A 23,964-nucleotide genomic window follows, 5' to 3' on the forward strand; every position below is an offset into this window, starting at 1 on the left:
GTCGCGGACCGCGAGCCCGGCAGCGACATCTCGGAGTCGATCTGATCGAAGGAGGCGCCCCGGCAATGGATGCGGGCACCGGAACGACGAAACTCGTGCCGCTGCTGCTCGAGCAGCACGCCCTGATCCGGGCGCTGCTGCAGTCGGTCGGCGTCGACAGCGGCTGCGGTCGGCAACAGGCGTTCGCCGATCTGTGCCGGTTGCTGGCCGTCCACGAGGCGGCCGAGGAGGAGGCGGTCCATCCGACTGCACGACACGTGGTGGGTGACACCGTGGAACAGCGGATCGCCGAGGAGAGCCACGCCGCCCAGGCCATCACCGACCTCGAGTCGATCGACGTCGGGTCGGCGGAGTTCGACCGGCGGTTCGCCGAGTTGCGGGACGCGGTGGAGCGCCATGCCGCCCAGGAGGAGGACCAGGAGTTCCCCCACCTCGCGGCCGTCGACGACGTGACCGTCCTGACACGGCTCGAGGCGGTACTGCGCGTTGCGGCGCGGTGGGCGACCACGGAATCCGACATGGACTTCGCGCCGTTCACCGAGCAGCTGGCTCACTACCGGCAGCGCTTTCGCCAGCTCGTCGACCCGCACGGTGCTGGTTGACGTGCGGATCCGGCGGCGTCCTGCGGTCGGTCCGCCCTCCGGCGGCAGCTCGCTGTCCACAGAGTCGCCGACCACTGCCCCGCCCTCGTCCCGCACCGTTCGGAGGTCCTCGTGAGCACCACATCCCTTCCCGAGCCGGTCGTCCGGTCCGCGCGGTCCGCCGCAGCGGTCGACGTCGCAGCTCTGGAGGCCGCACTGCGGTCCCGGGTGGACGGAGAGGTCCGCTTCGACGCCGGTTCCCGTGGCGCCTACTCCACGGATGCGTCGAATTTCCGGCAGGTGCCGATCGGTGTGGTGGTGCCCCGGTCCGTCGACGCGGCCGTGGAAGCCGTGGCGGTGTGCCGGGACCACGATGCACCGGTGCTGTCCCGCGGCGGGGGAACGAGTCTGGCCGGTGAGTGCTGCAACACGGCGGTTGTCCTCGACTTCTCGAAGTACTGCGACCGACTGCTGTCGGTCGATGTCGAGCAGCGCACCTGCGTGGTGGAGCCGGGCATCGTGCTGGACGTGCTGAACCGGCAGCTGGCCGAGCACGGTCTGCGGTACGGGCCCGAGCCTGCGACCCACTACAACTGCACGATCGGCGGCATGATCGGCAACAACTCGTGCGGCGCCACGGCGCAGCGCGCCGGCAAGGTCGTCGACAACCTGGTCCGGCTGGAGGTGCTGCTCTACGACGGCACCCGGTTCTGGTGCGGGACCACGGACGACGACGAGTACGCCCGCATCGCCGCCGGGACGGACCGGCAGGCGGAGGTCTACCGGCAACTGCGGGCGCTCCGGGACACCTACCTGGCGCAGATCCGCACCCGGTACCCGCACATCCCGCGGCGGGTCTCCGGCTACAACCTGGACTCGCTGCTGCCCGAGCACGGCTTCGACGTGGCCGGTGCTCTGGTGGGCAGCGAGTCGACGCTCGTCACCGTCCTGCGCGCCGAGCTGACCTTGATCCCGGTGCTGGCGCACCGGTCGCTGGTCGTGCTCGGGTATCCGTCCGTGGACAAGGCCGCCGACGCCGTCCCGGCGATCCTGCCGCACCGGCCCATCGCACTGGAGGGGCTGGACGACAAGTTGATCGGGTTCGAACGCCGCAAGGGCATGAACTCGCAGGCCCTCGACCTGCTGCCGGACGGGTCGGGCTGGCTCATGGTGCAGTTCGGTGCGGACAGCCAGGAGGAGGTGAACCGGGCCGGACACGACCTGCTGGAGGCGTTGGCCGGCACCGAGCACGAGCCGCAGCACCAGTTCTTCGACGACCCGGACCGGGAGCGGGAGTTGTGGACCGTCCGGGAGTCCGGGCTCGGTGCCACCGCGCATGTGCCCGGAGCCGCGGAGACCTGGCCCGGGTGGGAAGATTCCGCGGTGTCGCCGGATCGGCTCGGCGACTACCTGCGCGACCTGAATGCGCTCTACGTGGAGTTCGGGTACACCCAGGCCAGCGTCTACGGGCACTTCGGGCAGGGGTGCGTGCACACCCGCATCCCGTTCGCCCTGCGGGACGAGGCCGGCGTGCACCAGTACCGGCGGTTCCTCGAGCGTGCCGCGGATCTGGTCGTCGCCTACGGCGGGAGCTTCTCCGGCGAGCACGGCGACGGTCAGCAGCGCGGCGAGCTGCTCCCCCGCATGTTCGGCGACGAGATCATGCGCGCTTTCGGCCAGTTCAAGGCCGTGTTCGATCCCGGGGACCGGATGAACCCCGGCAAGGTGGTGGCGCCGCACCGGCTGGACGAGGACCTGCGCATCGGACCGTCGTGGACGCCCCGCGAGCCGGCCGGTCTGCACTTCGCCTACCCCCGGGAGGGGGGATCGTTCGTCAAGGCCACCAACCGGTGCGTCGGGGTCGGCAAGTGCCGGCAGCACGCCAGCGATGGCGGCACGGTCATGTGCCCGTCGTTCCAAGTGCTGCACGAGGAGGAGCACGCGACGCGCGGGCGGGCCCGGCTGCTGTTCGAGATGCTCGACGGCCACGGCGACGGGCCGGTGACCGACGGCTGGCGGTCGCAGGAAGTGTTCGACGCCCTCGACCTGTGCCTGTCCTGCAAGGGGTGCAAGAAGGACTGCCCCGTCGGCGTCGACATGGCCACCTACAAAGCCGAGTTCCTGTCACACTTCTGGAAGGGCCGGCTGCGTCCGCGGTCGGACTACGCGATGGGCTACCTGCCGGTGCTCGCCGGGACGGTCACGCGCCTGCGACTCGGCCCGGTGGTGAACGCGCTGAGCCATGCTCCCGGCCTGCGCCGGGTGGCCACGGCCGTCGCCGGCGTGGCGGACCGGGAGATCCCGCTGTTCGCCGCCGAGTCCTTCCAGCAGTGGTTCTCAGCCCGCGCACCGCAGGGCACGGGCGAGCGCGGCACCGTGCTGCTGTGGCCGGATTCATTCACCAACAACTTCCACCCGCACGTCGGCCGCGCCGCCGTCGAGGTGCTCGAATCGGCCGGCTGGCGGGTCGTCGTGCCCGCCGAACCGGTCTGCTGCGGTCTGACCTGGATCTCCACCGGTCAGCTCGAGGTCGCCAAGAAGGTGCTCGGTCGCACGGTGCGACTGCTCGCCGACCACGTCCGTGGCGGGGGGAAGGTGGTCGGTCTGGAGCCGAGCTGCACCGCCGTGTTCCGGTCCGACATGTCGGAGCTGTTCCCGGACGACCTGGACGCCCGACGCCTGGCGGGAGCTGTCGTAACCTTCGGCGAGTTGCTGGCCGACCACTCCCCCGGCTGGGAACCGCCGCAGCTGGCCGCGGACGCGATGGTGCAGGTGCACTGCCATCAGCACGCCGTCCTGGGCAACGGACCGGACATGGAATTGATGCGGCGGATGGGGATGCGGCCGGACCACCTGGACTCCGGCTGCTGTGGACTGGCCGGGAACTTCGGATTCCAGCCCGGGCACCTGGATGTCAGCCGGGACTGTGCCGAACGGGTTCTGATGCCGGCAATCCGCGGTGCCGACGACGAGACGCTGGTGCTGGCCGACGGTTTCAGCTGCCGCACGCAGATCCACCAGATGGACGGCAACGGACGCGAGGGTCTGCACCTGGCCGAGGTCGTCCGGGCAGCGCTGGCCGGCAACGATTCGCCCATCCGTCGACCCGAGAAGGCCTGGGCGCAGCGGCCAGTCGAGCCGGGACCGCTCCGCAGTGCCGCCGCGCTCGCCGGCGCCGGCGCCGGCGCAGCGGTGCTGCTCGCTGCGGCTGGTGTGGGGATCCGCGCCGCCGGGCGGGCGGTCCTGCGCCGCTCGGCCGGACGGATCCGGCGATGACGCTCGAACCCGTCTCGGCCGTCGAGACGGCCGTCTACCGGTTCCCGACCCCCTACCCGGAGGCCGACGGAACCATCGAGTGGGACGCCACCACCGCCGTCGTCGTGCGCGTCCGCGCCGGCGACCACACCGGAGTGGGCTACACGTACAGCACCGCCGCCGCGGCGGGCGTGGTGGCCGACCATCTCGCCGACGTGGTGTGCGGGCAGGATGCGGGCGACGTCACCGCCTGCTGGAGCGCCATGCGCCGCGCGTGCCGCAACCTCGGCACCCGGGGACTCGTCGGCCAGGCGATCAGTGCCGTGGACGTCGCCCTGTGGGATCTCAAGTCCCGGCTCCTCGGCGTCCCGCTGTCCGTGCTGCTCGGGCGCTGCCGGGACACCGTGCCGGTTTACGGTTCCGGCGGATTCACCACGCAGGACGACGCCCAGCTCGCCGCCCAGGTGGCCGGCTGGACCGACGCCGGCTGCACCGCCGTGAAGATCAAGATCGGCGAGTCGTGGGGTTCCCGGGTCGACCGCGACCTGGCGCGGGTGGACCGGCTGCGGGAGCTCGTCGGCCCGGGCGTGCAGATCATGGTCGACGCGAACGGCGGCTACACCGTCGGCCAGGCGCGCCGGGTCGGGGCCGCGCTGGACGACCGCGGCGTCGTCTGGTTCGAGGAGCCGGTGAGCAGCGACGACGTCGCCGGCCTGGCCCTGCTCCGCGCCTGCCTGCGTGCGGACGTCGCCGCCGGCGAGTACGCGGCGGACGTCGTCGACGCCGCGCGGCTGTGCCCGGCGGTGGACTGCCTGCAACTGGACGCCACCCGCTGCGGTGGCTACACCGGGTTCCTGGCCGGCGCCGCCGTGGCGGCGAGCGCCGAACTGCAGGTCTCGGCGCACTGTGCGCCCAGCCTGCACGCTCCCGTCGCCGCCGCCGTGCCCAACCTCCGGCACGTCGAGTGGTTCGCCGACCACGCCCGCCTGGAGCCGCAGCTGTTCGACGGGACACCCTCGGTCCACGGGGGCCAGCTGTCCGTGCCCGGCGGCCAACCGGGCAGCGGCCTCACCCTCAGCGGCCGGTGCGAGCCGCGGCGCCGCACCTGACGAACCTGGGACGCGGCCGCGGCGACGCGACCGCGTCCCTGCCCGACGGCGCTGTGGCGGCTGCGGCCACCGCAGCGCCGTCCCAGGACGGTCCGCGTCGTCGTCGGACGTGTGCCGTCCCCACCGGACGGGCACTCGATGCCGGACCAGCAGTCGACCCACCAGCGGACAGGAGTCGCCGTGCACGCCATCCTCCACGCCCTCGCCGTCGCCGGATCGATGGCCTGGCAGATGCTGTGGGCGCTGATCCTCGGCTTCGCGCTGTCCGGCGTCCTGCAGGCCGTCGTCCGGCGGTCGACGATCGTCGACCTGCTCGGTGACCACCGGCCGCGGACGGTGGCCGTCGCCTCCGGCCTCGGCGCGGCGTCGTCGTCGTGCTCCTACGCCGCGGTCGCCCTCGCCCGCTCGCTGTTCCGCAAGGGCGCGGACTTCACCGCCGCCATGGCGTTCGAGATCGCCTCGACGAACCTGGTCCTGGAACTGGGGATCATCCTGGCGCTGCTGCTCGGCTGGCAGTTCACCGTCGCCGAGTTCGTCGGCGGCCCGATCGTGATCGTGCTGGTGGCCCTGCTGTTCCGAGTGTTCCTGCGCCGCCGGCTGGTGGACCGGGCGCGCGAGCAGGCGGACCGCGGGCTGGCCGGATCCATGGAGGGCCACGCGTCGATGGACATGGCCGTGGACGCCGACGCGCCCTTCCTGGCGCGGCTGTTCTCCCGGGCGGGGTTCACCGCGGTCTCGAACGTCTTCGTCATGGAGTGGGCGGCGATCATCCGCGACCTGGTGCTCGGACTGCTGATCGCCGGGGCCATCGGCGCCTGGGTGCCCGGCGAGTTCTGGGCCTCCTTCTTCCTGTCCGGCCACCCGGTGGCGTCCGCGATCGAGGGCCCACTGGTCGGACCCGTCGTGGCGCTGCTGAGCTTCGTCTGCTCGGTGGGCAACGTCCCGCTCGCGGCCGTGCTGTGGAACGGCGGCATCAGCTTCGGCGGGATCGTCGCGTTCCTGTTCGCCGACCTGCTCATCCTGCCGATCCTGAACATCTACCGGAAGTACTACGGCTGGCGGATGGCGTTGCTGGTCCTGGCCGTGTTCTACGTGTCGATGGTCGTCGCCGGCTACCTGGTGGAGCTCGTGTTCGGGGTGGCCGGGCTGGTGCCCGACGGCCCGGTGCCGGATGTCCTCGACCGGGGCGTGTCCTGGAACTACACCACCTGGCTGAACATCGCGTTCCTGCTGCTCGCCGCGGTGCTGGTGACCCGGTTCGTCCGGCAGGGCGGGCTGCCGATGCTCCGCCACATGGACGGCGACCCAGCCCGGTCGGGCGACGCGGCCGGCTGAGGCCGCGGCGACGATCCGCCGGGCGCCGACCGGTCGGCGCGTGGAACCCCCACCCACAGCTTCCGGACAGCTCGCGCCCGGCTCCCCGCCAGGAACGGTCCTTAGCGTCCCGCACGAAGCCCCCGTCGGAGGGGCGCGGAACGCAGAGGTGGGTGCATGGCGCCAGGTCCGCGCAGGCGTGGCCGTCCGCTGGTGGTGGGTGCGGTGCTCGTGCTCGTCCTCGCGGTGGCGGGCGGCGCCTGGTGGTGGTTCGGCCTCCGCGGCGGCGGCACCGCCGCATCGGCGTCCGCGGCGCCGTCGACCACCACCACGCTGGTCGACGTCACGACCGGGACGATCACCCAGAGCGTCACGACCACGGGCACGCTGACGCCGGCCGACCAGGACGAGGTGTCCTTCGGCGCCTCCGGGCGGGTCACCTCCGTCGCTGTCGGAGCCGGCGACACGGTCCACAAGGGCCAGGTCCTCGGCACCATCGACACGCTGCAGCTGCGGGCCGACCTGGCGGCCGCCAAGGCCACGCTGGCCCATGCCAGGGCGACCGTGGCCTCGGACAAGACCGCCGTCACGGACGCCGCCACCACCGACTCCACCGCGGACGACGCGGCTGCGAAGGCGCAGCTGGTGGCCGACATCGCCGCGCAGACCACGGCGGTGCAGGGCGTCGCGGACGCCCAGGCCGCCGTCCGCGGCGCCACCGTCACCTCGCCGATCGACGGGCTGGTCACTGCGGTGAACGTGGCCGTCGGTGACACGGTGTCCGGCACGGGGTCGGGCACCGGCACGGCGGCGGGCACGTCCGGGTCCTCCCGGTCGTCCGGGACGTCCGGCGGTTCGTCCAGCGGCGCCGGCTCCAACTCCCGGTCCGGTGGGACGGCAAGCGGCACCGGCGGCTCGGGCACCGGCACGTCAGCGACGTCGACCTCGGCGCCGTTCGTCGTCGTCGGCACCGCGCGTTGGGTCACGTCGGTGGGGGTCGACGACACCCAGATCGACCTGGTGAAGAAGGGCATCCAGGCCCAGCTCACCGTTCCCGGCCAGCAATCGCTGCTCTTCGGCACGGTGACCTCGGTGGGTCTGGTCTCCACCAGCACGACCGACACCGCCAGCTACCCGGTCACCGTCGCCGTCACCGGCACCCCGGCTGGCCTGCACGACGGTGCCTCGGCGACCGTGGTGCTGATCTACCGGCAGCTGACCGACGTACTGGTCGTGCCCACCGCCGCCATCCACACCGTGGACGGCCAGAAGGTGGTCGACCGTAGCGTCGACGGCCGCCAGGTGCCCACCGTCGTGCAGACCGGCGAGTCGTCCGGCACCTCGACGCAGATCGTCTCCGGGCTGACCGAGGGCGACCAGGTGGAGGTCACCACTCTCCGGGCCGGCGGCGGCACCGGATCCGGTGCCGGCACCGGCGGCCGCACCGGCGCCGGCGGGTACGGCGGCCGGGGCTACGGCAGTGGCGGGTCCGGAGGCGGTGGCGGGAACGGCGGCTACGGCGGTGGCTCCGGTGGCTCCGGTGGCGGCCGGTACGGCGGCGGCGCGGGCGGTTTCGGTGGCGGCTCCGGTGGCGGTGCTCCGGGTGGCGGTGCTCCGGGTGGCGGTGCGGCTCCCGGCGGCGCGCCGGCGGGAGGCTGACCGGTGAGCCTGTTCGACCTGTTCTCCGGCGACCGCCGGACGCCCGACGCCGCCCCCGCGCGTCCGCTGCCGGCGGATCCTGTGGGCGAGCGGATCCCGGTCATCGAGCTCGTCGACGTCGCGAAGACCTACCGGATGGGCACCCAGGAGGTCCACGCCGTCCGCAACGTCTCGCTGCGCATCGACGCCGGCGAGTTCGTCGCGATCATCGGCCCGTCCGGGTCCGGCAAGTCGACCCTGATGAACGTCATCGGCTGCCTGGACGTGCTCTCGTCGGGCGAGTACCGGCTGGCCGGTGAGGACGTCGGCGTGATGGACGAGGTCGAGCTGGCCCACGTCCGCAACCGGCGCATCGGGTTCGTCTTCCAGCAGTTCCACCTGCTGCCGTCGCTGTCGGCCTGGCGCAACGTCGAGCTGCCCCTGGTCTACGCCGGTGTCGGGCGGGAGCAGCGCCGGCGGCGCGCCGTCGAAGCGCTCACCCGCGTCGGGCTCGGTGACCGCATCGACCACAAGCCCGGCGAGCTCTCCGGCGGCCAGCAGCAGCGCGTCGCCGTGGCCAGGGCACTGGTCGGCGACCCGGCCCTGCTGCTCGCCGACGAGCCCACCGGCAACCTGGATTCGACCGCGACCGAGGACGCCCTGCTGCTGTTCGACGAATTGCACCGGCAGGGCCGCACGATCGTGCTGATCACCCACGAGACCGAGGTGGCAGAGCGGGCGCAGCGGGTCGTCCGGGTCCGCGACGGCGTCGTCCAGCCGGACGAGCGACCGGTGGGAGCCCCGGTATGAGGTGGGTGGAGACGCTGCGCACCGGGCTGGACGCCATCGTCTCGCACCGGCTCCGCTCCGGGCTGACCATGCTCGGCATCCTGATCGGCATCGCCGCGGTGATCCTGACCGTCGGACTCGGGCTCGGCTCGCAGCAGCAGGTCGGCGCGCAGATCAGCAGCCTGGGCTCGAACCTGTTGATCGTCTCCCCCGGCAGCAGCACCAGCGGGGGCGTCCGCGGCGGCTTCGGGTCCGCCTCCACGCTCACCGCCGCCGACGCCGCCGCCCTGGCGTCCCCGGTGGCCGCACCGGACATCGGTGCGGTGGCGCCGGTCAAGTCGTCGTCGTTGTCGGTGACGGCGGGCAGCAGCAACTGGACGACCGCGGTGGTGGGCACCTCCGCCGACTGGGCCACCGTCCGGTCGCGCACCCTCGCGGCCGGCCGGTTCCTGTCCGCGGCGGACGTCGCGGACCAGGCGGCCGTCGCGGTGCTGGGCTCCGAGACGGCGACCGAGCTGTTCGGCACCACCGACGTCGTGGGCCGGACGGTCACCGTCAACGGCGTCGACCTGGAGGTCGTCGGCGTGCTGGCGCCGGCCGGTTCGGACTCCTCCAGCAACCTCGACGACCAGGTGCTGGCGCCGCTGCCCACGGTGGCGAACCGCATCGTCGGCGGCACCAACAAGGAGTCGGTGTCGACCATCTACCTGCAGGCGGCGTCCGCCGGCCAGCTGTCCGCGGCGTACCAGGAGGCGCAGGCGCTGCTGCTGTCGCTGCACCACGTGACCGACTCCGGCGCCGCGGACTGGACGATCGCCAGCCAGCAGTCGCTGCTGTCGACGGTGACGTCGGTGTCCCGGACGCTCACCGTGCTGCTGACCGGGATCGCCGCGCTGTCCCTGCTGGTGGGCGGCATCGGCGTCATGAACATCATGCTGGTGTCGGTGTCCGAGCGGACCCGGGAGATCGGCCTGCGCAAGGCGCTCGGCGCGCCGCCGTCCGCGATCCGGCGGCAGTTCCTGGTCGAGGCGACGATCCTCGGACTGGCCGGCGGGCTGCTCGGCGCGGCCCTCGGCATCGGCGGGGCGCGGGTGCTGCCCCGGTTGCTGTCCACCGACATCGTGGTGTCGCCGCTGGCCGTCGGCGGCTCCATCGCCATCGCGGTGCTCATCGGCGTCGTCTTCGGTGTCTACCCCGCCACCCGGGCCGCCCGGCTGGCGCCCATCGACGCCCTCCGCAGCGAGTGACCACGCCGCCGGTACGTCGCGGTGCCCGACCGGGTCCCGTCCCGCCGTCCCGCTCCGGGCGGACCACCGTTCCGACCTCCCACCGACCGGTGGGACCACCTCCCGCCCCACCGCACGACAGGAACACCGCCATGACCGCCGCCGTCCCCACCCCGGCCACCCGCGCCGTCCAGCCCGCGCCCGCCCCGCGCCGCCGCTCCGCCGGCGCGCTCGCCGCGGCGGGCGCGCTGGCGTCGCTGTCGTTGCTGCTCGCCGCCTGCGGCGGCGGGTCTGCCGGATCGGCAGCGCCGACGTCGACGCCGTCCGCCGCGCCGGTCACGGAGCAGTCCGCGCCGGCCACCGCGGCCGGCCGCGGCGGCACCGGCGTCCGGCCGGGCGTGAGTGGCCTCGTCGCCGACGTCTCCGGCAGCTCGATGCAGGTGCAGAGCACCACCTCGCAGACCACGGTGACCTGGACGGCCTCGACCAGGATCGACCAGCAGGCGACCGGCACCCTCACCGACGTCAGGCCGGGCGTCTGCGTCACCGCGGTCGCGGCACCCGCGGCCGGAACCACCGGGTCCGCTCCGACCGGAGGAGCCGCTCCGACCGGAGGAGCCGCTCCGACCGGAGGAGCCGCTCCGACCGGAGGAGCCGCTCCGACCGGAGGGGCCGCTCCGAGCGCCGGCGCCGGCCCGACCGGTGCCACCCGTCCGGAGGTGACCGCGCTGACCGCCACCACAGTGTCGATCACGCAGCCCGTCGACGGCCGGTGCGCCGCCTTCGGCGCCGCCGGCGGTGCCGGCACCGGCGGTGGCGGCGGTGGCGGCTACGGCCATGGCGGATACCGCGGCGGTGGCTCCGGCGGCGGCGGGATGCCGGGCGGTACCGGCCCGACCGGCGGTGCCGCCCCCGGCACGGGTGGGCAGGGCACCACGCCCACCGGGACGGCCGGTCGCCGACCGGCCGGTGGCTTCGGCGGCTTCGGTGAGCGCGTGTCCGGAACGGTCGCCTCGGTCACGGGCGACACGGTGACCGTCACCGCCTCGTCGCGCACCGGGGGGAGCTACACCGCAACGGTGACGGTCACCGGTACCACGACGTACCGGAAGGCGGTCACCGCCAAGGCCTCGGCCATCAGGACCGGCCTCTGCGCCACCGCGGTGGGCAAGGCCGACGACACCGGAGCCGTTGCGGCGACGTCCATCACGCTGTCGGCCGCGACGAACGGTAGCTGCAGCAACGGGTTCGGCGGTCCCGGGCGCCGGACCGGCAGCGGTGGCGGCACCGGCACCGGTGGCGGTACCGGCAGCGGTGGCGGTACCGGGACGACGACCCGTGGCTGAGGACGGCTTCGGCGTCCCGCCGGCGCCGGTCGCGACGACGTCCGCGACCGCCACCAGCAGGGTCGCGGCCGCCACCGCCCGAGCCCGGCGTCGCCGCCGGCGGCGACTCTCCTGGGCGGCCACCGTCCTGGTGGTCCTGCTCGTCGCCGGCGGTGGGTGGGTGTTCGCCACCACGCGCAGCCGCCCGGCCGGCTACCGGGTGGCCACAGCGGCCGACGGGTCGGTGACCCAGGTGGTCAGTTCGTCCGGCACCGTCTCCACGAAAACTTCGGCGATAGCGACGTTCTCGGTCGGCGGCACGGTGGCCGGGGTCGGCGTCGCGGTCGGTGACCCGGTCCGGGCCGGACAGACCCTGGCCACGCTGGACACAACCGATCTCGACGCAGCGTTGACCAGCGCCAAGGCGGCGCTGGCGCAGGCGCAGCAGACCCTGGCCACGGACCTCGCCAGCCAGACCGACGGCACCACGGCCACCTCGTCGTCGAGCGCGTCGTCCGGGTCCTCCATCGCGTCCTCCGGGTCGCGAGCCGCCGGCGGCACCGGAGCGGGCGCGGGCGACACCGGAGCGGGCGCGGGCGGCACCGAAGCGGGCGCGGGCGGCACCGACTCGGGACCGGCCGGCGGGGACGCCGGGAGTGCGAGCACCGGTGGAGCGGTCGGCGCCTCCGGTGGGTCCGCCGCCGGTGGCGGCTCGGGGGGTGTCGGCGGGCGCGGGTCGGGTGCCGCGACCGGGGACGGTGACACCGCGACGGGCGGGTCCGGCACCGGAGGGACCGACACCGGATGGTCCGGCACCGCGGGGACGGGCACCGCGGGGACGGGCACCGGAGGTTCCGGAACGAGCACCGGCCGCACCAGCGGGACCGGCGGCCGCGGGGCCGGTGCGGACCCCGGGCGCGCCGCGGGGTCGGGCTCCGGCGGATCGCCGACCGGGGTCGGCGCCCCCGCGTCGACCGGCGGCGGTACCGGGTCGGCTGGTGACGGCAGCGGACCGGCGTCGCCCACCGCGTCCGGCTCCGGCGGTCGGACGTCCGGCGGCGGGTCCGGCTCGGCCGGTGGAGCTGCGACCGGCGGCGGCGCACGGCCCACCGGGACCGGGGCCGCACCCGGCACGCGCACCGGCTCGCCGGGCGGCACCGGCTCCGGGTCGACGGACACGGGACCGACCGATCCCACGACGGCACGCCTGCGGGCGGCCCAGCAGGCGGTGGTCGCCGCGCAGCGGGCGGTGAGCCGGCAGACCGAGCTCGTCGCCGAGTCCCTCGCGACGCAACGGACGGCCTGCCTGCCCATCTCCACCGCGACCCTCGCCACCGGCACCACCCCCACCACCGGCACGTCGACGCCGGACGGTCCCACGTCCGGAAGCCCGTCCGGCGCCGGGTCGACGACGGCGTCGCCCGGAACCTCGGCCACCCCGACCACGGGCAGCTCCGGCGCCGGTTCCAGCGCCGGCTCGACCGTGTCCGCCACCCCGGGCCCGCCGGACACGAACTCGAGCTCGTCCCCGGCCGCGCCCGCGCCCGCGCCGACCACCGTGACGGTCACCGCTCCCACCACGGTGACCGCCACCGCCACCGCCACGGTCACCGCGCCCACGACGGTGACCGACACCGCCACCGTGACTGCGACGCAGACCTCGACCGCGGCGCCGTCGGCCGGTTCGTCGAGCACGGCAACCACCCAGGCGACCGGCACCGCCGCCGGCGCGGCCTTCCGGGTCGCGCTGACCCCGGCCGTGGTGGCGGCCGTCGACCGCGTCGTCACCGGCGACAGCTCCGGCCGAGCCGCGGATGTCGCCGCGGAGCTGCTCCAGGCGGCGCGGACGCCGACCACCGGCCCTCGGGACGCGGCGACGCCGGGCAGCAGGCGCACCGGTACCCGCGCCCCGTCGTCGAGCACCTCGACGACGACCGGCACCACCGGCAGCTCGAGCGCCACCTCGACGACGAGCGGCCCCGGGGCGGCACTGTCCACGCAGCTGGCCGACTGCCAGGCCGCCATCACCACGGTGCAGACCGACCAGGCCGGGCTGGCGAGCAACCAGAACGACCTCACCACGGCGATCAACGCCCTGTCCGCGCTGCTGCCCGCGACCGGATCCGGTGCGAGCGGGTCCGCGACCCGCACCGGATCGGCACCCGCCACCGGATCCGGCACCGGTGGGACGGGCGCCGCGGGCGGGTCCGGGACGACGTCCAGCAGCCGTCGCCCGACGGGCGGTTCGGGAGCCACCGGCGGGGCGGCCGGCTCCGGGTCGACCGCCACGACCGGCAGCGGCGGCTCGCCGCGCTCGGGCGGGTACGGCGGTTGGTCTGCCGGCAGCGGGTCCACCCGGTCGACCGGATCCACCGGGCCGACCGGTGCGGCTGGTGGCACGGGGGACGCCGGCCGTGCGGGCGGCAGCGGCGTCGACACCGGAACCGGCACCGGCACCGGCACCGGTGCGTCCACGCGCTCCGGCGGGTCGGGTGTTCCGGCCGGTGGTGCCGGCTCGGCCGGGTCGGCTGGTTCCGCCGGGTCGGCCGGGTCTGCCGGGTCGGCCGGTGGAGGGTCCGGCAGCGCCAGGACGGCGGGGGCGTCGCGGACCACGGTGGCCACCGCCCAGGACGTCGCCGCCGACCAGTCCGAGATCGACAGCCGGAGTTGGGACGTCACCATCGCGGAGCAGAACCGGCGGGCGGCCACCCTGACCAGCCCGATCTCCGGCACCGTCGCCGCCGTCGGACTGGCCGTCGGCGACGGCGTCTCCGCCGGCTCGACCTCGGCGACCGTCACGGTGGTCGGCGGCGGGCAGTACACCGTCTCGACCACCGTCCCGCTGTCCGCCGTCGACGCGATCCGCGTCGGCCAGCGGTCCGCGGTGACGGTGAACGGTCGGACGGCGCCGCTGACCGGGACGGTGACCACGGTCGGCGTGCTGGCGAGCACCACCGGCAGCACGCCGACGTACCCGGTGACGGTGCTGGTGGACGCCGGCACCACCCGGCTGTACGACGGGTCCGGCGCGACGGTCGCCGTCACCACCGCGGATCTGTCCGGCGTGCTCACCGTGCCGAGTTCCGCGGTGCACACGGTGGGCTCGGCGCACTCCGTCGACGTCCTCCGCGACGGCGCCGTGACGGCGACCCGGGTCGAGATCGGTGCCGTCGGCCCCACCGTCACCCAGGTGACGTCGGGACTGTCGGCCGGGGACCAGGTCGTCCTGGCCGACCTCGGCGCTCCCCTGCCCACTGCGACCAGCAGCAGCCGGTCGGGCGGCGGGCTGCTCGGCGGCGCCGGCCGCGCCGGAGGCGGAGCCGGGTTCGGCGGCGGGACGGGGTTCGGCGGCGGTGCCCGCGGCGGCCGCTGACACCTGGCACCGGCGACCGCCCCCTGCAGGACACCGACCGGTCCGCCGGCGCGGCCGCCCGCCCGGACCTCCGGTCAGCCGACCGGCAGTCCCGGCCGCGGGCGGGCGCGGAGCCGGCGCAGCTGCGGCACGTCGATGTCGACCAGCGAGTCGGCGAAGAACAGGCCCGGGGCGGCGGCCACCGGCATCTCCGACGGGACGACCAGCACCGGCAGGCCCGCCGCGGCGGCGGACGTGGACCCGGCCGGTGAGTCCTCGATGGCCAGGCAGCGGTCCGCCGGCAGCCCGAGCAGCTCGACCCCCCGCAGGTACGGCTCGGGGTCCGGCTTGTTGCGGACGACCTCGTCACCGGCCACCACGGCGTCGAAGTTGGCGCTGCCCAACGTCCGCAGCGCGATGTCGACCAGCGGCCGGTGGGTGGCGGTCACCAGCGCCGTCCGCAACCCGGCCGCCCGGACGGCCGCGAGCAGCTCGCGCGCCCCGGGCTTCCAGGGCAGCCCGCGGGCGAACACCTCACGGGTGGCCTCGGTCAGCCGGCGGGCCGTCTCCGCCGGGTCCACCTGCACGCCGATCTCGGCGTGCAGCAGGTCGATCGTCGTCCACATGTCCTGCCCGACCATGGCCTCGCGGGTCTCGACAGAGATCGTGCCGCCGTAGGCGGCCGCCACCTCGGCGAGCGAGATGGTCCACAGCCGCTCGCTGTCGGTCAGGGTGCCGTCCATGTCGAACAGCACCCCGGCCAGCTCGGTGGTCGTGTCGCCGCCGTCCGCCGGCGCGCAGGTGTCCCCCGTCGTCGTCATCGCCTCGCCGCGTCTCCCGGTCATCGGGCGGCGAAGTAGGTGGCTTCGGGGTGGTGCACGATCAACGCCGACGTCGACTGCTCGGGGTGCAACTGGAACTCCTCGGACAGCTCGACGCCGATGCGGGACGGCTCCAGCAGGGCGACCAGCTTGGCCTGCTCGGACAGTTCCGGGCAGGCCGGGTAGCCGAACGAGTACCGCGCCCCGCGGTAGCCCAGGTCGAAGAAGTCGGTGACGTCCGCGGAGTCCTCGGCGGCCGCGGTGCTGCCGTCGCCGAAGACCAGCTCGGACCGGATGCGCTGGTGCCAGTACTCGGCCAGCGCCTCGGTCAGCTGCACCGACAGCCCGTGCACCTCGAGGTAGTCGCGGTAGGCATTGGCTGCAAACAGCTCGTTGGCGAAGTCGGCGATCCGCTGCCCCATGGTCACCACGGTGAAGGCGACGACGTCCACCTCGCCGGACTCCCGCGGCCGGAAGTAGTCGGCCAGGCACAGCCGCCGGTCCCGTCGCTGCCGGGGGAAGCTGAACCGGTGCACCTCGGCGGCGTCCGGCCGCGGCTCGGCGAGCACGACCAGGTCGTCGCCCTCGGACACGCACGGGTGGTAGCCGTAGACCACGGCGGCCTGCAGCACCTGCTCGGTGGACAGCCGGTCCAGCCAGTACCGCAGCCGCGGCCGGCCCTCCTTCTCGACCAGCTCCTCGTAGCTGGGGCCGCGGCCGCCCTTGGCACCGCGCAGTCCCCACTGCCCCATGAAGGTGGCGCGCTCGTCGAGCAGGCCGGCGTACGCGGCCAGCGGGATGCCCTTGACCACCCGGGATCCCCAGAACGGCGGGCTGGGCACCGGGTTGTCGGTGGCGACGTCCGACCGCACGGGACCGCCGTCGTCCTCGGCGGCGACCGCCTCGGCCTGCTCGCGCCGCACCTGGGCGATCCGCTGGGACCGCTCGTGCCGGATGCGGCGCTCGGCCGCCTTGGCCGCTTCCGCCGCCTGCTCGGCGGCCACCGTCTCGGTGTCGCCGCCGCGCTTGCGGCGCATGACCGCGTCCATCAGCCGCAGACCCTCAAACGCGTCCCTGGCGTACCGGACGTCGCCCTCGAACACCGCGGACAGGTCGTTCTCGACGTACGAGCGGGTCAGCGCTGCGCCGCCCAGCAGCACGGGGAAGCGCTCCGCGAGCCCCCGCGCGTTCATCTCCTGCAGGTTCTCCTTCATCACCACGGTTGACTTCACCAGCAGCCCGGACATGCCGATGGCATCCGCGTCGGCGTCCTGCGCGGCGGTCAGGATCGTCGAGATCGGTTGCTTGATACCGAGGTTCACGACGGAGTAGCCGTTGTTGGACAGGATGATGTCGACCAGGTTCTTGCCGATGTCGTGCACGTCGCCCTTGACCGTGGCCAGCACGATGGTGCCCTTGCCCGCCGCCGACCCGGCGGTCTGCGCCTGGATGTGCGGCTCCAGGTGCGCCACGGCGGCCTTCATGACCTCGGCGGAGGTCAGCACGAACGGCAGCTGCATCGCGCCGGAGCCGAACAGCTCGCCGACGGTCTTCATCCCGGCGAGCAGCGTGTCGTTCACGATCGCCAGCGCGGTGCGCCGCTGCAGCGCCTCGTCGAGATCGGCCTCCAGGCCCTGCCGCTCGCCGTCGACGATGCGGCGCTGCAGCCGCTCGTCCAGCGGCAGCGCCTGCAATTCTGCCGCCCGGCTGGCCCGGCCCGCCGCGGCCGTGGCGCCCTCGAACAGCTCGAGCATCCGCGACAGCGGGTCGTAGCCGGGCCGGCGCCGGTCCCAGACCAGGTCCAGCGCCACGGTGCGCTGCTCGTCCGGGATCCGCGACATCGGCAGGATCTTCGACGCGTGCACGATCGCCGAGTCGAGACCGGCGTCGACGCACTCGGCCAGGAACACCGAGTTCAGCACCTGCCGCGCGGCCGGGTTCAGACCGAACGAGACGTTCGACAGTCCCAGCGTGGTCAGCACGTCCGGATGCCGGCGCTTGAGTTCGCGGATGGCCTCGATGGTCTCGATGCCGTCGCGCCGGGTCTCCTCCTGCCCGGTGGCGATCGGGAACGTCAGGGTGTCGACCACGATGTCGCTCTCGGCGAGCCCCCAGCGCCCGGTCAGGTCGGCGATCAGCCGCTCGGCGATCTCGACCTTCTTCTCGCGGGTGCGGGCCTGGCCCTCCTCGTCGATGGTCAACGCCACCACCGCGGCGCCGTGCTCGACGACCAGCGGCATGATGCGTGCGAACCGGGACCCCGGGCCGTCGCCGTCCTCGTAGTTGACCGAGTTGACGATGCAGCGGCCACCCAGCCGGTCCAGACCCGCCTCCAGGACGGCCGGTTCGGTGGAGTCGATCATGATCGGCAGCGTCGACGCGGTGGCCAGCCGGGCCGCCAGCGCGGCCATGTCCGCGGCGCCGTCCCGGCCGACGTAGTCGACGTTGACGTCCAGCAGGTGCGCGCCGTCGCGGGTCTGCGACCGGGCGATCTCGATGCAGTCGTCCCACCGCTCGGCCAGCATGGCCTCGCGGAACGCCTTGCTGCCGTTGGCGTTCGTCCGTTCGCCGATCATCAGCACGGACGCGTCCTGCTCGAACGGCACGTTCTGGTAGAGCGACGACAGGCCCGGCTCGGGACGCGGCCGGCGGCGGGCCGGGGAGACCTCCTGCACCGCCTCGACCACCTGCCGCAGGTGCTCGGGCGTGGTGCCGCAGCATCCGCCGACCATGGTCAGCCCGAACTCGCGGACGAATCCGGCGAGCGCCTCCGCCAGCTCCGGCGGGGTCAGCGGGTACTCGGCGCCGTTCGGGCCGAGCTGCGGCAGCCCCGCGTTCGGCATGACGGACACCGCGGTCCTGGCGTGCTTGGACAGGTACCGCAGGTGCTCGCTCATCTCGGCGGGCCCGGTGGCGCAGTTCAACCCGATCAGGTCCACGCCCAGCGGCTCGATCGCCGTCAGCGCCGCGCCGATCTCCGACCCCAGCAGCATGGTCCCGGTGGTCTCGACCGTCACGTGGCTGATCACCGGCACCTGGCGGCCGCGGGCCGCCATCGCGCGCTTGGCCGCCAGCACGGCCGCCTTGACCTGGAGCAGGTCCTGCGACGTCTCGACCAGGACGGCGTCGATACCGCCCTCGAGCATGCCCTCGACCTGCTGCTGGTAGGCGTCCCGCAGCTGCACGAACCCGACGTGGCCCAGCGACGGCAGCTTCGTCCCGGGGCCGACCGAACCCAGCACCCACCGGGGATGGTCCGGCGTACCGAACTCGTCGGCCTCCGCGCGGGCCAGCACGGCCCCGGCGTGCGCCAGCTCGAAGATCCGGTCCGGGATGTCGTACTCGGCCAGGTTGGCCAGGTTGGCGCCGAAGGTGTTGGTCTCGATCGCGTCGACGCCGACCTCGAGGTAGGCCCGGTGCACGGCGCGGACGATGTCGGGACGGGTGACGTTCAGGATCTCGTTGCAGCCCTCGAGGCCGCCGAAGTCGTCCAGCGACGGGTCCTGCGCCTGCAGCATGGTGCCCATCGCCCCGTCGGTGATCAGGACGCGGCGCGTCATGGCCTCCAGGAACGGGTGGCGGGACGGCGCGCCGGTCCGGTGCGCGCCTCCGCGGGTGGGAGCAGTCACCGGTCCAGCGTAGTGGCGGTGCCCCGGCGACCCCCGGTAGCGAGCCGCCCGGGCGCGGTGCCCGGTCGCCGTGGCGGGTCCGGCCCGACCGGTCCGCGCACCCTCGGCCGGGCGGCGCGGGCCCGCGGTCGGTGTCGACCTTCGCCGACGCCGCCGGTGCGGCGGCACCGCGGACGTAGGCTGGACAGGTGAGTGAGCGCGCCGCCGCGATCGCACCCGGAAGCCTGCGGGCCCCGGTGATGATCACGGCATTCGAGGGTTGGAACGACGCGGGTGACGCCGCCAGCGCCTGTCTGGAGCAACTGCGGGAGGCCTGGTCGGCGCAGCCGCTGGCGGAGCTGGACCCCGAGGGGTACTACGACTTCCAGGTCACCCGGCCGACGGTCCGGCTGCTCGAGGGCGTCACCCGGATCATCGACTGGCCGACGACCCGGCTCACCGCCTGCCGCCTGCCCGACGCGCCGTCCGACGTGATCCTGGTGCACGGCATCGAGCCCAACTTCCGCTGGCGGGCCTTCTGCACGGAGCTGCTCGACCTGGCCACCGAGTGGCAGGTCAGCACCGTGATCGGGCTGGGCGCCCTGCTCGCCGACGTGCCGCACACCCGGCCGGTGCAGGTCACCGGCTCGGCGCAGGACGTCGCGACGGCGCGCAAGTGGGGTGTGTCCGGTTCCAAGTACGAGGGCCCCACGGGCATCGCCGGGGTGTTCCAGGACGCCTGCATCCAGGTCGGCATCCCCGCGGTGTCGTTCTGGGCCTCGGTGCCGCACTACGTGTCGCAGGCACCGTCGCCCAAGGCGACGCTCGCGCTGCTGCACCGTGTCGAGGAGGTGCTGGACGTCGAGGTCCCGCTCGGCGCCCTGCCCGAGCAGGCCGACGAGTGGGAGACCGAGGTGTCGCAGATCGCCGCCGAGGACGAGGAGATCTCCGAGTACATCCGGACGCTGGAGCAACGCGAGGAGGTCGACGAGCCGCTCCGGCCCGCCTCCGGCGAGTCGATCGCCGCGGAGTTCGAGCGGTACCTGCGCCGGCGCGGGCCGCGGCCGGGCGGTCGCTGACCCCGTTCCCCGGCGCGGGGGCCGCTCAGACCGGTCGGTCGTCCGTGGTCGGCGCCGGCCCTCCGGGGACATCGACGCCATCGGCGGCACGGACGACCCGCAGGCCTCCGGCCAGGCCGTAGGACCGGACCAGGATCCGCGGTGCGCCGGCGGGGACGTCCCGCGGTGCGGCGGAGTCGTCGACACGGCCGAAGACCGAGAAGCCGTGCACCTCGACCGGCACGCCGGCCGGGACCGTGAGGCGCGTGCCGCCGACCAGCGACACCTTGGTCACGGTGACCAGCGGCGGCAGGACGGAACCGGCCAGGTCGACGTCCGCGCCGCCGACCGCCGCCACGACGACGAGGTGCTCGGGCACCGCCCATCGGCCGCTGCGGCGGAAACCGCCGAGCAGGGCCAGGTGTCGGACCGTCGACTCGCTGTGCATCCGGAACCAGGGCATGGTCCCACGCTAGGTCCGGGCGCCGCGCCCGGCCCCGGAGGAACGGCGCATCCCTGCCCTGACATCCGTCACGCCGCCGGTCGGCGACCGGACGACCCGCCCCGGGTCCGGGGCGCCGTCCCGGCCCTGCTTGCCCGTCCGTCGTCACCGTGCGTCAGTACCGGGCGGGGCCGGGGGCCGGACCGGTCGCCGGGGTCGGTCGCCACCGGTTCGCCGGTCACAGGCGGCATGCCGGACGGCAACCCGAACCGCCATCCGTGGGACGTGGCGCTGCGAACGGTGGACCTCCGCTGCGGGTGCGTGCCCCGGGCGGGCCGCGCACCTAGGGTTTTGCTGTGTACCCGTCCGCGCGGGGCGGGACGCTCGGGTCACGGAAGCGGGGCAGCGGTGCGGCCAGAGCCATCGGGGGGTACGCCGGGCGACCGGCGGGCCGGTGACCGAGCGCCGGTCGAGGTGCACTCCGAGGACGAGCAGCAGCGGGCGCGATCGGCGCGCCGCTATCGGCGCGGGCCGGACCTCCGGCGCCTCGAGGGCACCATCGCGCTGGTCGCCCGCACGCTGGGCTTCCCCGCCGCGCTGGTCAACATCGTGGACGACGAGCGCCAGCAGACGCTGGTGTCGGTGGGCATGCCGGGCCGCACCTTGCTGCACCGCGCCGAGACCATCTGCGACGTCGTCGTCCGGACCGGCGACCCGCTGCTGGTGCCGGACGCCGCCGCGGACCCGCGGTTCGCCTCTCTGGCGGCCGTGCAGAACGGGTCCGTGGGCAGTTACGTGGGCGTCCCGCTGACCGGCCGGGAGTCGCTCGTCGTCGGCACGCTCTGCGTGGTGGACCCGAGCGCCCGCACGCCGGCGCCGGACATCGTCGAGCGGCTCCGGGAGTTCGGGTCCATCGTCGAGGACCAGCTCGAGCTGCTGCGCAGCCCGCGGTCGGCGACGGCGGGCGAGGCGCCGGCCCGCGAGTTGATCGACGCCCTGCGCGATGGGCGGATCCGTCCGTGGTACCAGCCGATCCTGGACCTGGACACCGGCCGGCCGGTCGGGCTCGAGGCGCTCGCCCGGTGGACCGAGCCGTCCGGGTCGGTGCGCCTGCCCGGCAGCTTCCTGCCGCTGGCCGTGGACACCGACCTGGTGGCCGACGTGGACATGGCCGTGCTGCGCTCCGTCCTGTGGGACGCGCGCCGCTGGCAGCGGACCGACCCCGACGTGCGGGTGGCCGTCAACCTCTCCCCGCGGCACCTGGCGGAAACCCCGGCGGTCGCCCGGATCACCGATGCGGTGACCCATGCCGGGCTCGACCCGGCCACGGTGGACCTCGAGGTGGGCGACGTGGCAGGACCCGGTGGGGTGCCGGTCGACCGGCTGCGGGCGCTCGGCGACCGGGGATTCGCCGTCTGGGTCGACGACCCGGGCACCGGCTGGCCGACGCTCTCGCCGGTGCTGCCCGCCGCGGTGCGCGGCGTGAAGATCGACCGCACGGTCGTCGCGGCGCTGGGCCAGGCGGTCGGCACCGCGGTCGTCGGCGCCGTGGTGGCCGTCGCCGCCGCGGCCCGGCTGCACACCTCACTGGTCGGCGTCGAGACGGCCGACCAGGCCGGCGAGGGCCGCCGCCTGGGTTGCACCCGGGGCCAGGGCCACCTGTGGTCGCCGGCCGTGCCGGCCGAGGCGGTGCCGGACCTGCTCGCCGCGCTGCGCCGTCGCTGACCGTCCCGACGGCGCCGGGCGCGCTCCGCCGACCCGCAGCCCGACTCCCATGTTGTACCTACTAGTATGTACGGCATGCCGAGAGCCGATACCCGGGAAGAACTGATCGCGTCCACGCAGGATCTGCTCTGGGAGCGCGGGTACGCCGCGACCAGCCCGCGGGCGATCCTGGACCGTGCCGGTGCGGGGCAGGGCAGCATGTACCACCACTTCGCCGGCAAGGAGGACCTTGCTGCCGCCGCCTTCCGGCGCACCGCGGACCGGCTGCTCGACGCGGCGTCAGCGGTGCTGGACGACCCCGGCGACACGGGCGGTGCGCTTGATGCCGGCGGTGCCGGTGGTGCCGGCGGTGGCGGCGGTGCCGGCGGTGCGGTGGGCCGGGTCCAGGCCTACCTGCTCCGCCGGCGCGACGTGCTGCGCGGCTGCCCGGTCGGACGGATGGCCGGCGATGCCGACGTCCTCGGGACGCCCGCCCTGCGCGAGATCCTGGCCGGGACCTTCGACCGGATCAGGGCGGCCACCACGGAGGTGCTGGCGGAGGCCGTCCGTCGCGGCGAGCTGCCGGCCGACGTCGATCCGGCGCAGCTGGCCGACACCGTGCTGGCGGTCGTCCAGGGCGGCTACGTGCTGGCCCGAGCCGCCGGCAATCCCGCGCCGTTCGACCGGGCGGTGCGCGGCGCCGTCGACCTGCTGGAGCGGGCCAGGACGGCGGGCCGGTGATGGAACGTCTCGACGCTGTCCCGCTCCCGTTGACCGCGGACCCGCGCTTCACCGGTGCAGTGGCCGGGTGGCACCACCGTCCCGACGGCGACCCGCGGTTGCACGCCTACGTCGTCCGGTTCGCCGCCGGCTCCCGGACGGCCTGGCACTCGCACGCGCACGGCCAGCTGCTCGTCGGGCAGAGCGGCGCCGGCTGGGTGGGGACCAGGGACGGTCGGGTTGTCCGGCTCGTCCCCGGCGTCGCGGTGTGGACCGACCCGGGCGAGGAGCACTGGCACGGCGCGGACGCCGACCAGGCGATGATCCACCTCGCGGTGCAGACGGCGCCGCCGGGGGGCGACAGCGTCACCTGGCTCGAGCCCGTGGTCCTCGCGGGGACGGGCGGGCACCGATGACCGCCGCGACGCCGGGGCAGCTCCTGCTGCACTACCCGATCACCCTGCCCCGGGACTACGACATGGCCGTGATCCGGGAACGGGTGGCCACCCGCGGTGCCGCCCTGGACGGTCGTGCGGGGCTGGCGGTCAAGGCCTACTGCATCCGGGAGCACGGCGTCGCCGGGTCCCCCGTCCACCAGTACGCGCCCTTCTACCTGTGGGACGACGCCGGCGCGGCCGCCGACTTCCTCTGGCGCGGCGCGGGTTTCCAGGGCATCGTCGCGGACTTCGGGCGGCCGGTGGTGCACACCTGGGTGCCGCAGGCCAGGGCCGACGGCGCCGTGCGGGCCGGCGGGGTACGCAGCGCGGTCCTGCGCAGCCGGACACTCGCCGCCGACGCGGACCTCGTCGCGACGGCCCGCGAGCTGTCGTCCGCTACCGAGCGGCGGGCCGGCGAGCCGGGCGTGCACCTGGCGGTGGCCGGCATCGACCCGACCTCGTGGCGCTCCGTGGAATTCTGGACCTCCGGTGAGCCGGCCACCGACCTGCACCGCCACGCCGGGGAGGGCGCCACGGTGTTCACCGTGCTGCACGTGAGCCAGCCCGGGGCGCCGCGGTGACCGG

17 protein-coding genes are annotated in these 23,964 nt (G+C 74.6%); 14 read left to right on the forward strand and 3 right to left on the reverse strand.

The genetic code is table 11. From position 1 onward, the window contains the following. The first annotated feature begins 65 nt into the window (after positions 1-65). From IEY37_RS05455 to IEY37_RS22480, 9 genes are all read left to right on the forward strand, one after another. Positions 66-602 (forward strand): hemerythrin domain-containing protein, encoded by a 537-nt coding sequence (locus tag IEY37_RS05455; RefSeq protein WP_188940491.1) that lies wholly within the window; start codon positions 66-68, stop codon positions 600-602. A gap of 111 nt (positions 603-713) precedes the next feature. Further along, entirely contained in the window at positions 714-3,857 is a 3,144-nt protein-coding gene (locus IEY37_RS05460; protein ID WP_188940492.1) for an FAD-binding and (Fe-S)-binding domain-containing protein, read from the forward strand. Continuing rightward, complete coding sequence (locus IEY37_RS05465; protein ID WP_188940493.1) at positions 3,854-4,945, forward strand: enolase C-terminal domain-like protein; 1,092 nt, start codon at positions 3,854-3,856, stop codon at positions 4,943-4,945. The genes IEY37_RS05460 and IEY37_RS05465 overlap by 4 nt, the downstream gene beginning before the upstream one ends. A gap of 138 nt (positions 4,946-5,083) precedes the next feature. Next, positions 5,084-6,280 (forward strand): permease, encoded by a 1,197-nt coding sequence (locus tag IEY37_RS05470; RefSeq protein WP_188940494.1) that lies wholly within the window; start codon positions 5,084-5,086, stop codon positions 6,278-6,280. Between the two features lie 156 nt (positions 6,281-6,436). Further along, complete coding sequence (locus tag IEY37_RS22475) at positions 6,437-7,918, forward strand: efflux RND transporter periplasmic adaptor subunit (RefSeq protein WP_188940495.1); 1,482 nt, start codon at positions 6,437-6,439, stop codon at positions 7,916-7,918. Positions 7,919-7,921: 3 nt separating this feature from the next. Next, on the forward strand, positions 7,922-8,707 hold the full coding sequence (locus IEY37_RS05480; RefSeq protein WP_229673936.1) for an ABC transporter ATP-binding protein: 786 nt from the start codon (positions 7,922-7,924) through the stop codon (positions 8,705-8,707). After that, positions 8,704-9,933, forward strand: coding sequence for an ABC transporter permease (locus IEY37_RS05485; RefSeq protein ID WP_188940496.1), 1,230 nt, complete (start codon positions 8,704-8,706; stop codon positions 9,931-9,933). Before IEY37_RS05480 ends, IEY37_RS05485 begins: the two co-directional genes overlap by 4 nt. 131 nt (positions 9,934-10,064) lie before the next feature. Further along, positions 10,065-11,258, forward strand: a complete 1,194-nt coding sequence (locus IEY37_RS05490) for a hypothetical protein (protein WP_188940497.1) — start codon at positions 10,065-10,067, stop codon at positions 11,256-11,258. After that, positions 11,251-14,610 carry an efflux RND transporter periplasmic adaptor subunit gene (locus tag IEY37_RS22480; RefSeq protein WP_188940498.1) on the forward strand — a complete coding sequence of 1,120 codons (3,360 nt, stop codon included), beginning with the start codon at positions 11,251-11,253 and terminating at the stop codon, positions 14,608-14,610. Before IEY37_RS05490 ends, IEY37_RS22480 begins: the two co-directional genes overlap by 8 nt. A gap of 74 nt (positions 14,611-14,684) precedes the next feature. Here IEY37_RS22480 and IEY37_RS05500 read toward each other — a convergent pair whose 3' ends face one another. Together IEY37_RS05500 and metH are read right to left on the reverse strand one after the other, a co-directional pair. Further along, positions 14,685-15,344, reverse strand: coding sequence for an HAD family hydrolase (locus tag IEY37_RS05500; protein ID WP_373298266.1), 660 nt, complete (start codon positions 15,342-15,344; stop codon positions 14,685-14,687). Between the two features lie 86 nt (positions 15,345-15,430). Next, entirely contained in the window at positions 15,431-18,970 is a 3,540-nt protein-coding gene (gene metH, locus IEY37_RS05505) for a methionine synthase (protein ID WP_188940841.1), read from the reverse strand. 308 nt (positions 18,971-19,278) lie between these two features. Here metH and IEY37_RS05510 point away from each other — a divergent pair, with 308 nt between their 5' ends. Further along, positions 19,279-20,097 carry a PAC2 family protein gene (locus tag IEY37_RS05510; protein ID WP_188940842.1) on the forward strand — a complete coding sequence of 273 codons (819 nt, stop codon included), beginning with the start codon at positions 19,279-19,281 and terminating at the stop codon, positions 20,095-20,097. Between the two features lie 25 nt (positions 20,098-20,122). On the opposite strand, the gene IEY37_RS05515 is transcribed toward IEY37_RS05510, so the two are convergent. Next, a complete protein-coding gene (locus IEY37_RS05515; protein ID WP_188940499.1) occupies positions 20,123-20,539 on the reverse strand; it encodes a hypothetical protein in 417 nt (138 codons plus the stop codon). A 453-nt stretch (positions 20,540-20,992) separates the two neighbouring features. Between IEY37_RS05515 and IEY37_RS05520 the strand changes: the two genes are divergently transcribed. The 4 genes from IEY37_RS05520 (at position 20,993) to IEY37_RS05535 (ending at position 23,960) form a co-directional block, all read left to right on the forward strand. Next, a complete protein-coding gene (locus IEY37_RS05520; RefSeq protein WP_188940500.1) occupies positions 20,993-22,243 on the forward strand; it encodes a sensor domain-containing phosphodiesterase in 1,251 nt (416 codons plus the stop codon). A gap of 66 nt (positions 22,244-22,309) precedes the next feature. Next, positions 22,310-22,963 (forward strand): TetR/AcrR family transcriptional regulator, encoded by a 654-nt coding sequence (locus tag IEY37_RS05525; protein WP_188940501.1) that lies wholly within the window; start codon positions 22,310-22,312, stop codon positions 22,961-22,963. After that, positions 22,963-23,358, forward strand: a complete 396-nt coding sequence (locus IEY37_RS05530) for a cupin domain-containing protein (protein WP_188940502.1) — start codon at positions 22,963-22,965, stop codon at positions 23,356-23,358. Before IEY37_RS05525 ends, IEY37_RS05530 begins: the two co-directional genes overlap by 1 nt. Next, positions 23,355-23,960 carry a DUF4865 family protein gene (locus tag IEY37_RS05535; RefSeq protein ID WP_188940503.1) on the forward strand — a complete coding sequence of 202 codons (606 nt, stop codon included), beginning with the start codon at positions 23,355-23,357 and terminating at the stop codon, positions 23,958-23,960. Before IEY37_RS05530 ends, IEY37_RS05535 begins: the two co-directional genes overlap by 4 nt. Positions 23,961-23,964 lie beyond the last annotated feature (4 nt).

The organism is Nakamurella endophytica, from assembly GCF_014646215.1.
GTDB classification, from domain to species: Bacteria; Actinomycetota; Actinomycetes; order Mycobacteriales; family Nakamurellaceae; genus Nakamurella; species Nakamurella endophytica.

What these genes read in the sequence shown, in the direction of transcription:
- IEY37_RS05465 (WP_188940493.1), top strand. Translation starts at nt 3,854, where the DNA reads ATGACGCTCGAACCCGTCTCGGCCGTCGAGACGGCCGTCTACCGGTTC.
- metH (WP_188940841.1), bottom strand. Translation starts at nt 18,970, where the DNA reads ATGACGCGCCGCGTCCTGATCACCGACGGGGCGATGGGCACCATGCTG.
- IEY37_RS05490 (WP_188940497.1), top strand. Translation starts at nt 10,065, where the DNA reads ATGACCGCCGCCGTCCCCACCCCGGCCACCCGCGCCGTCCAGCCCGCG.
- IEY37_RS05535 (WP_188940503.1), top strand. Translation starts at nt 23,355, where the DNA reads ATGACCGCCGCGACGCCGGGGCAGCTCCTGCTGCACTACCCGATCACC.
- IEY37_RS05515 (WP_188940499.1), bottom strand. Translation starts at nt 20,539, where the DNA reads ATGCCCTGGTTCCGGATGCACAGCGAGTCGACGGTCCGACACCTGGCC.
- IEY37_RS05485 (WP_188940496.1), top strand. Translation starts at nt 8,704, where the DNA reads ATGAGGTGGGTGGAGACGCTGCGCACCGGGCTGGACGCCATCGTCTCG.
- IEY37_RS05455 (WP_188940491.1), top strand. Translation starts at nt 66, where the DNA reads ATGGATGCGGGCACCGGAACGACGAAACTCGTGCCGCTGCTGCTCGAG.
- IEY37_RS05470 (WP_188940494.1), top strand. Translation starts at nt 5,084, where the DNA reads ATGCCGGACCAGCAGTCGACCCACCAGCGGACAGGAGTCGCCGTGCAC.
- IEY37_RS22475 (WP_188940495.1), top strand. Translation starts at nt 6,437, where the DNA reads ATGGCGCCAGGTCCGCGCAGGCGTGGCCGTCCGCTGGTGGTGGGTGCG.
- IEY37_RS05530 (WP_188940502.1), top strand. Translation starts at nt 22,963, where the DNA reads ATGGAACGTCTCGACGCTGTCCCGCTCCCGTTGACCGCGGACCCGCGC.
- IEY37_RS05510 (WP_188940842.1), top strand. Translation starts at nt 19,279, where the DNA reads ATGATCACGGCATTCGAGGGTTGGAACGACGCGGGTGACGCCGCCAGC.
- IEY37_RS05525 (WP_188940501.1), top strand. Translation starts at nt 22,310, where the DNA reads ATGTACGGCATGCCGAGAGCCGATACCCGGGAAGAACTGATCGCGTCC.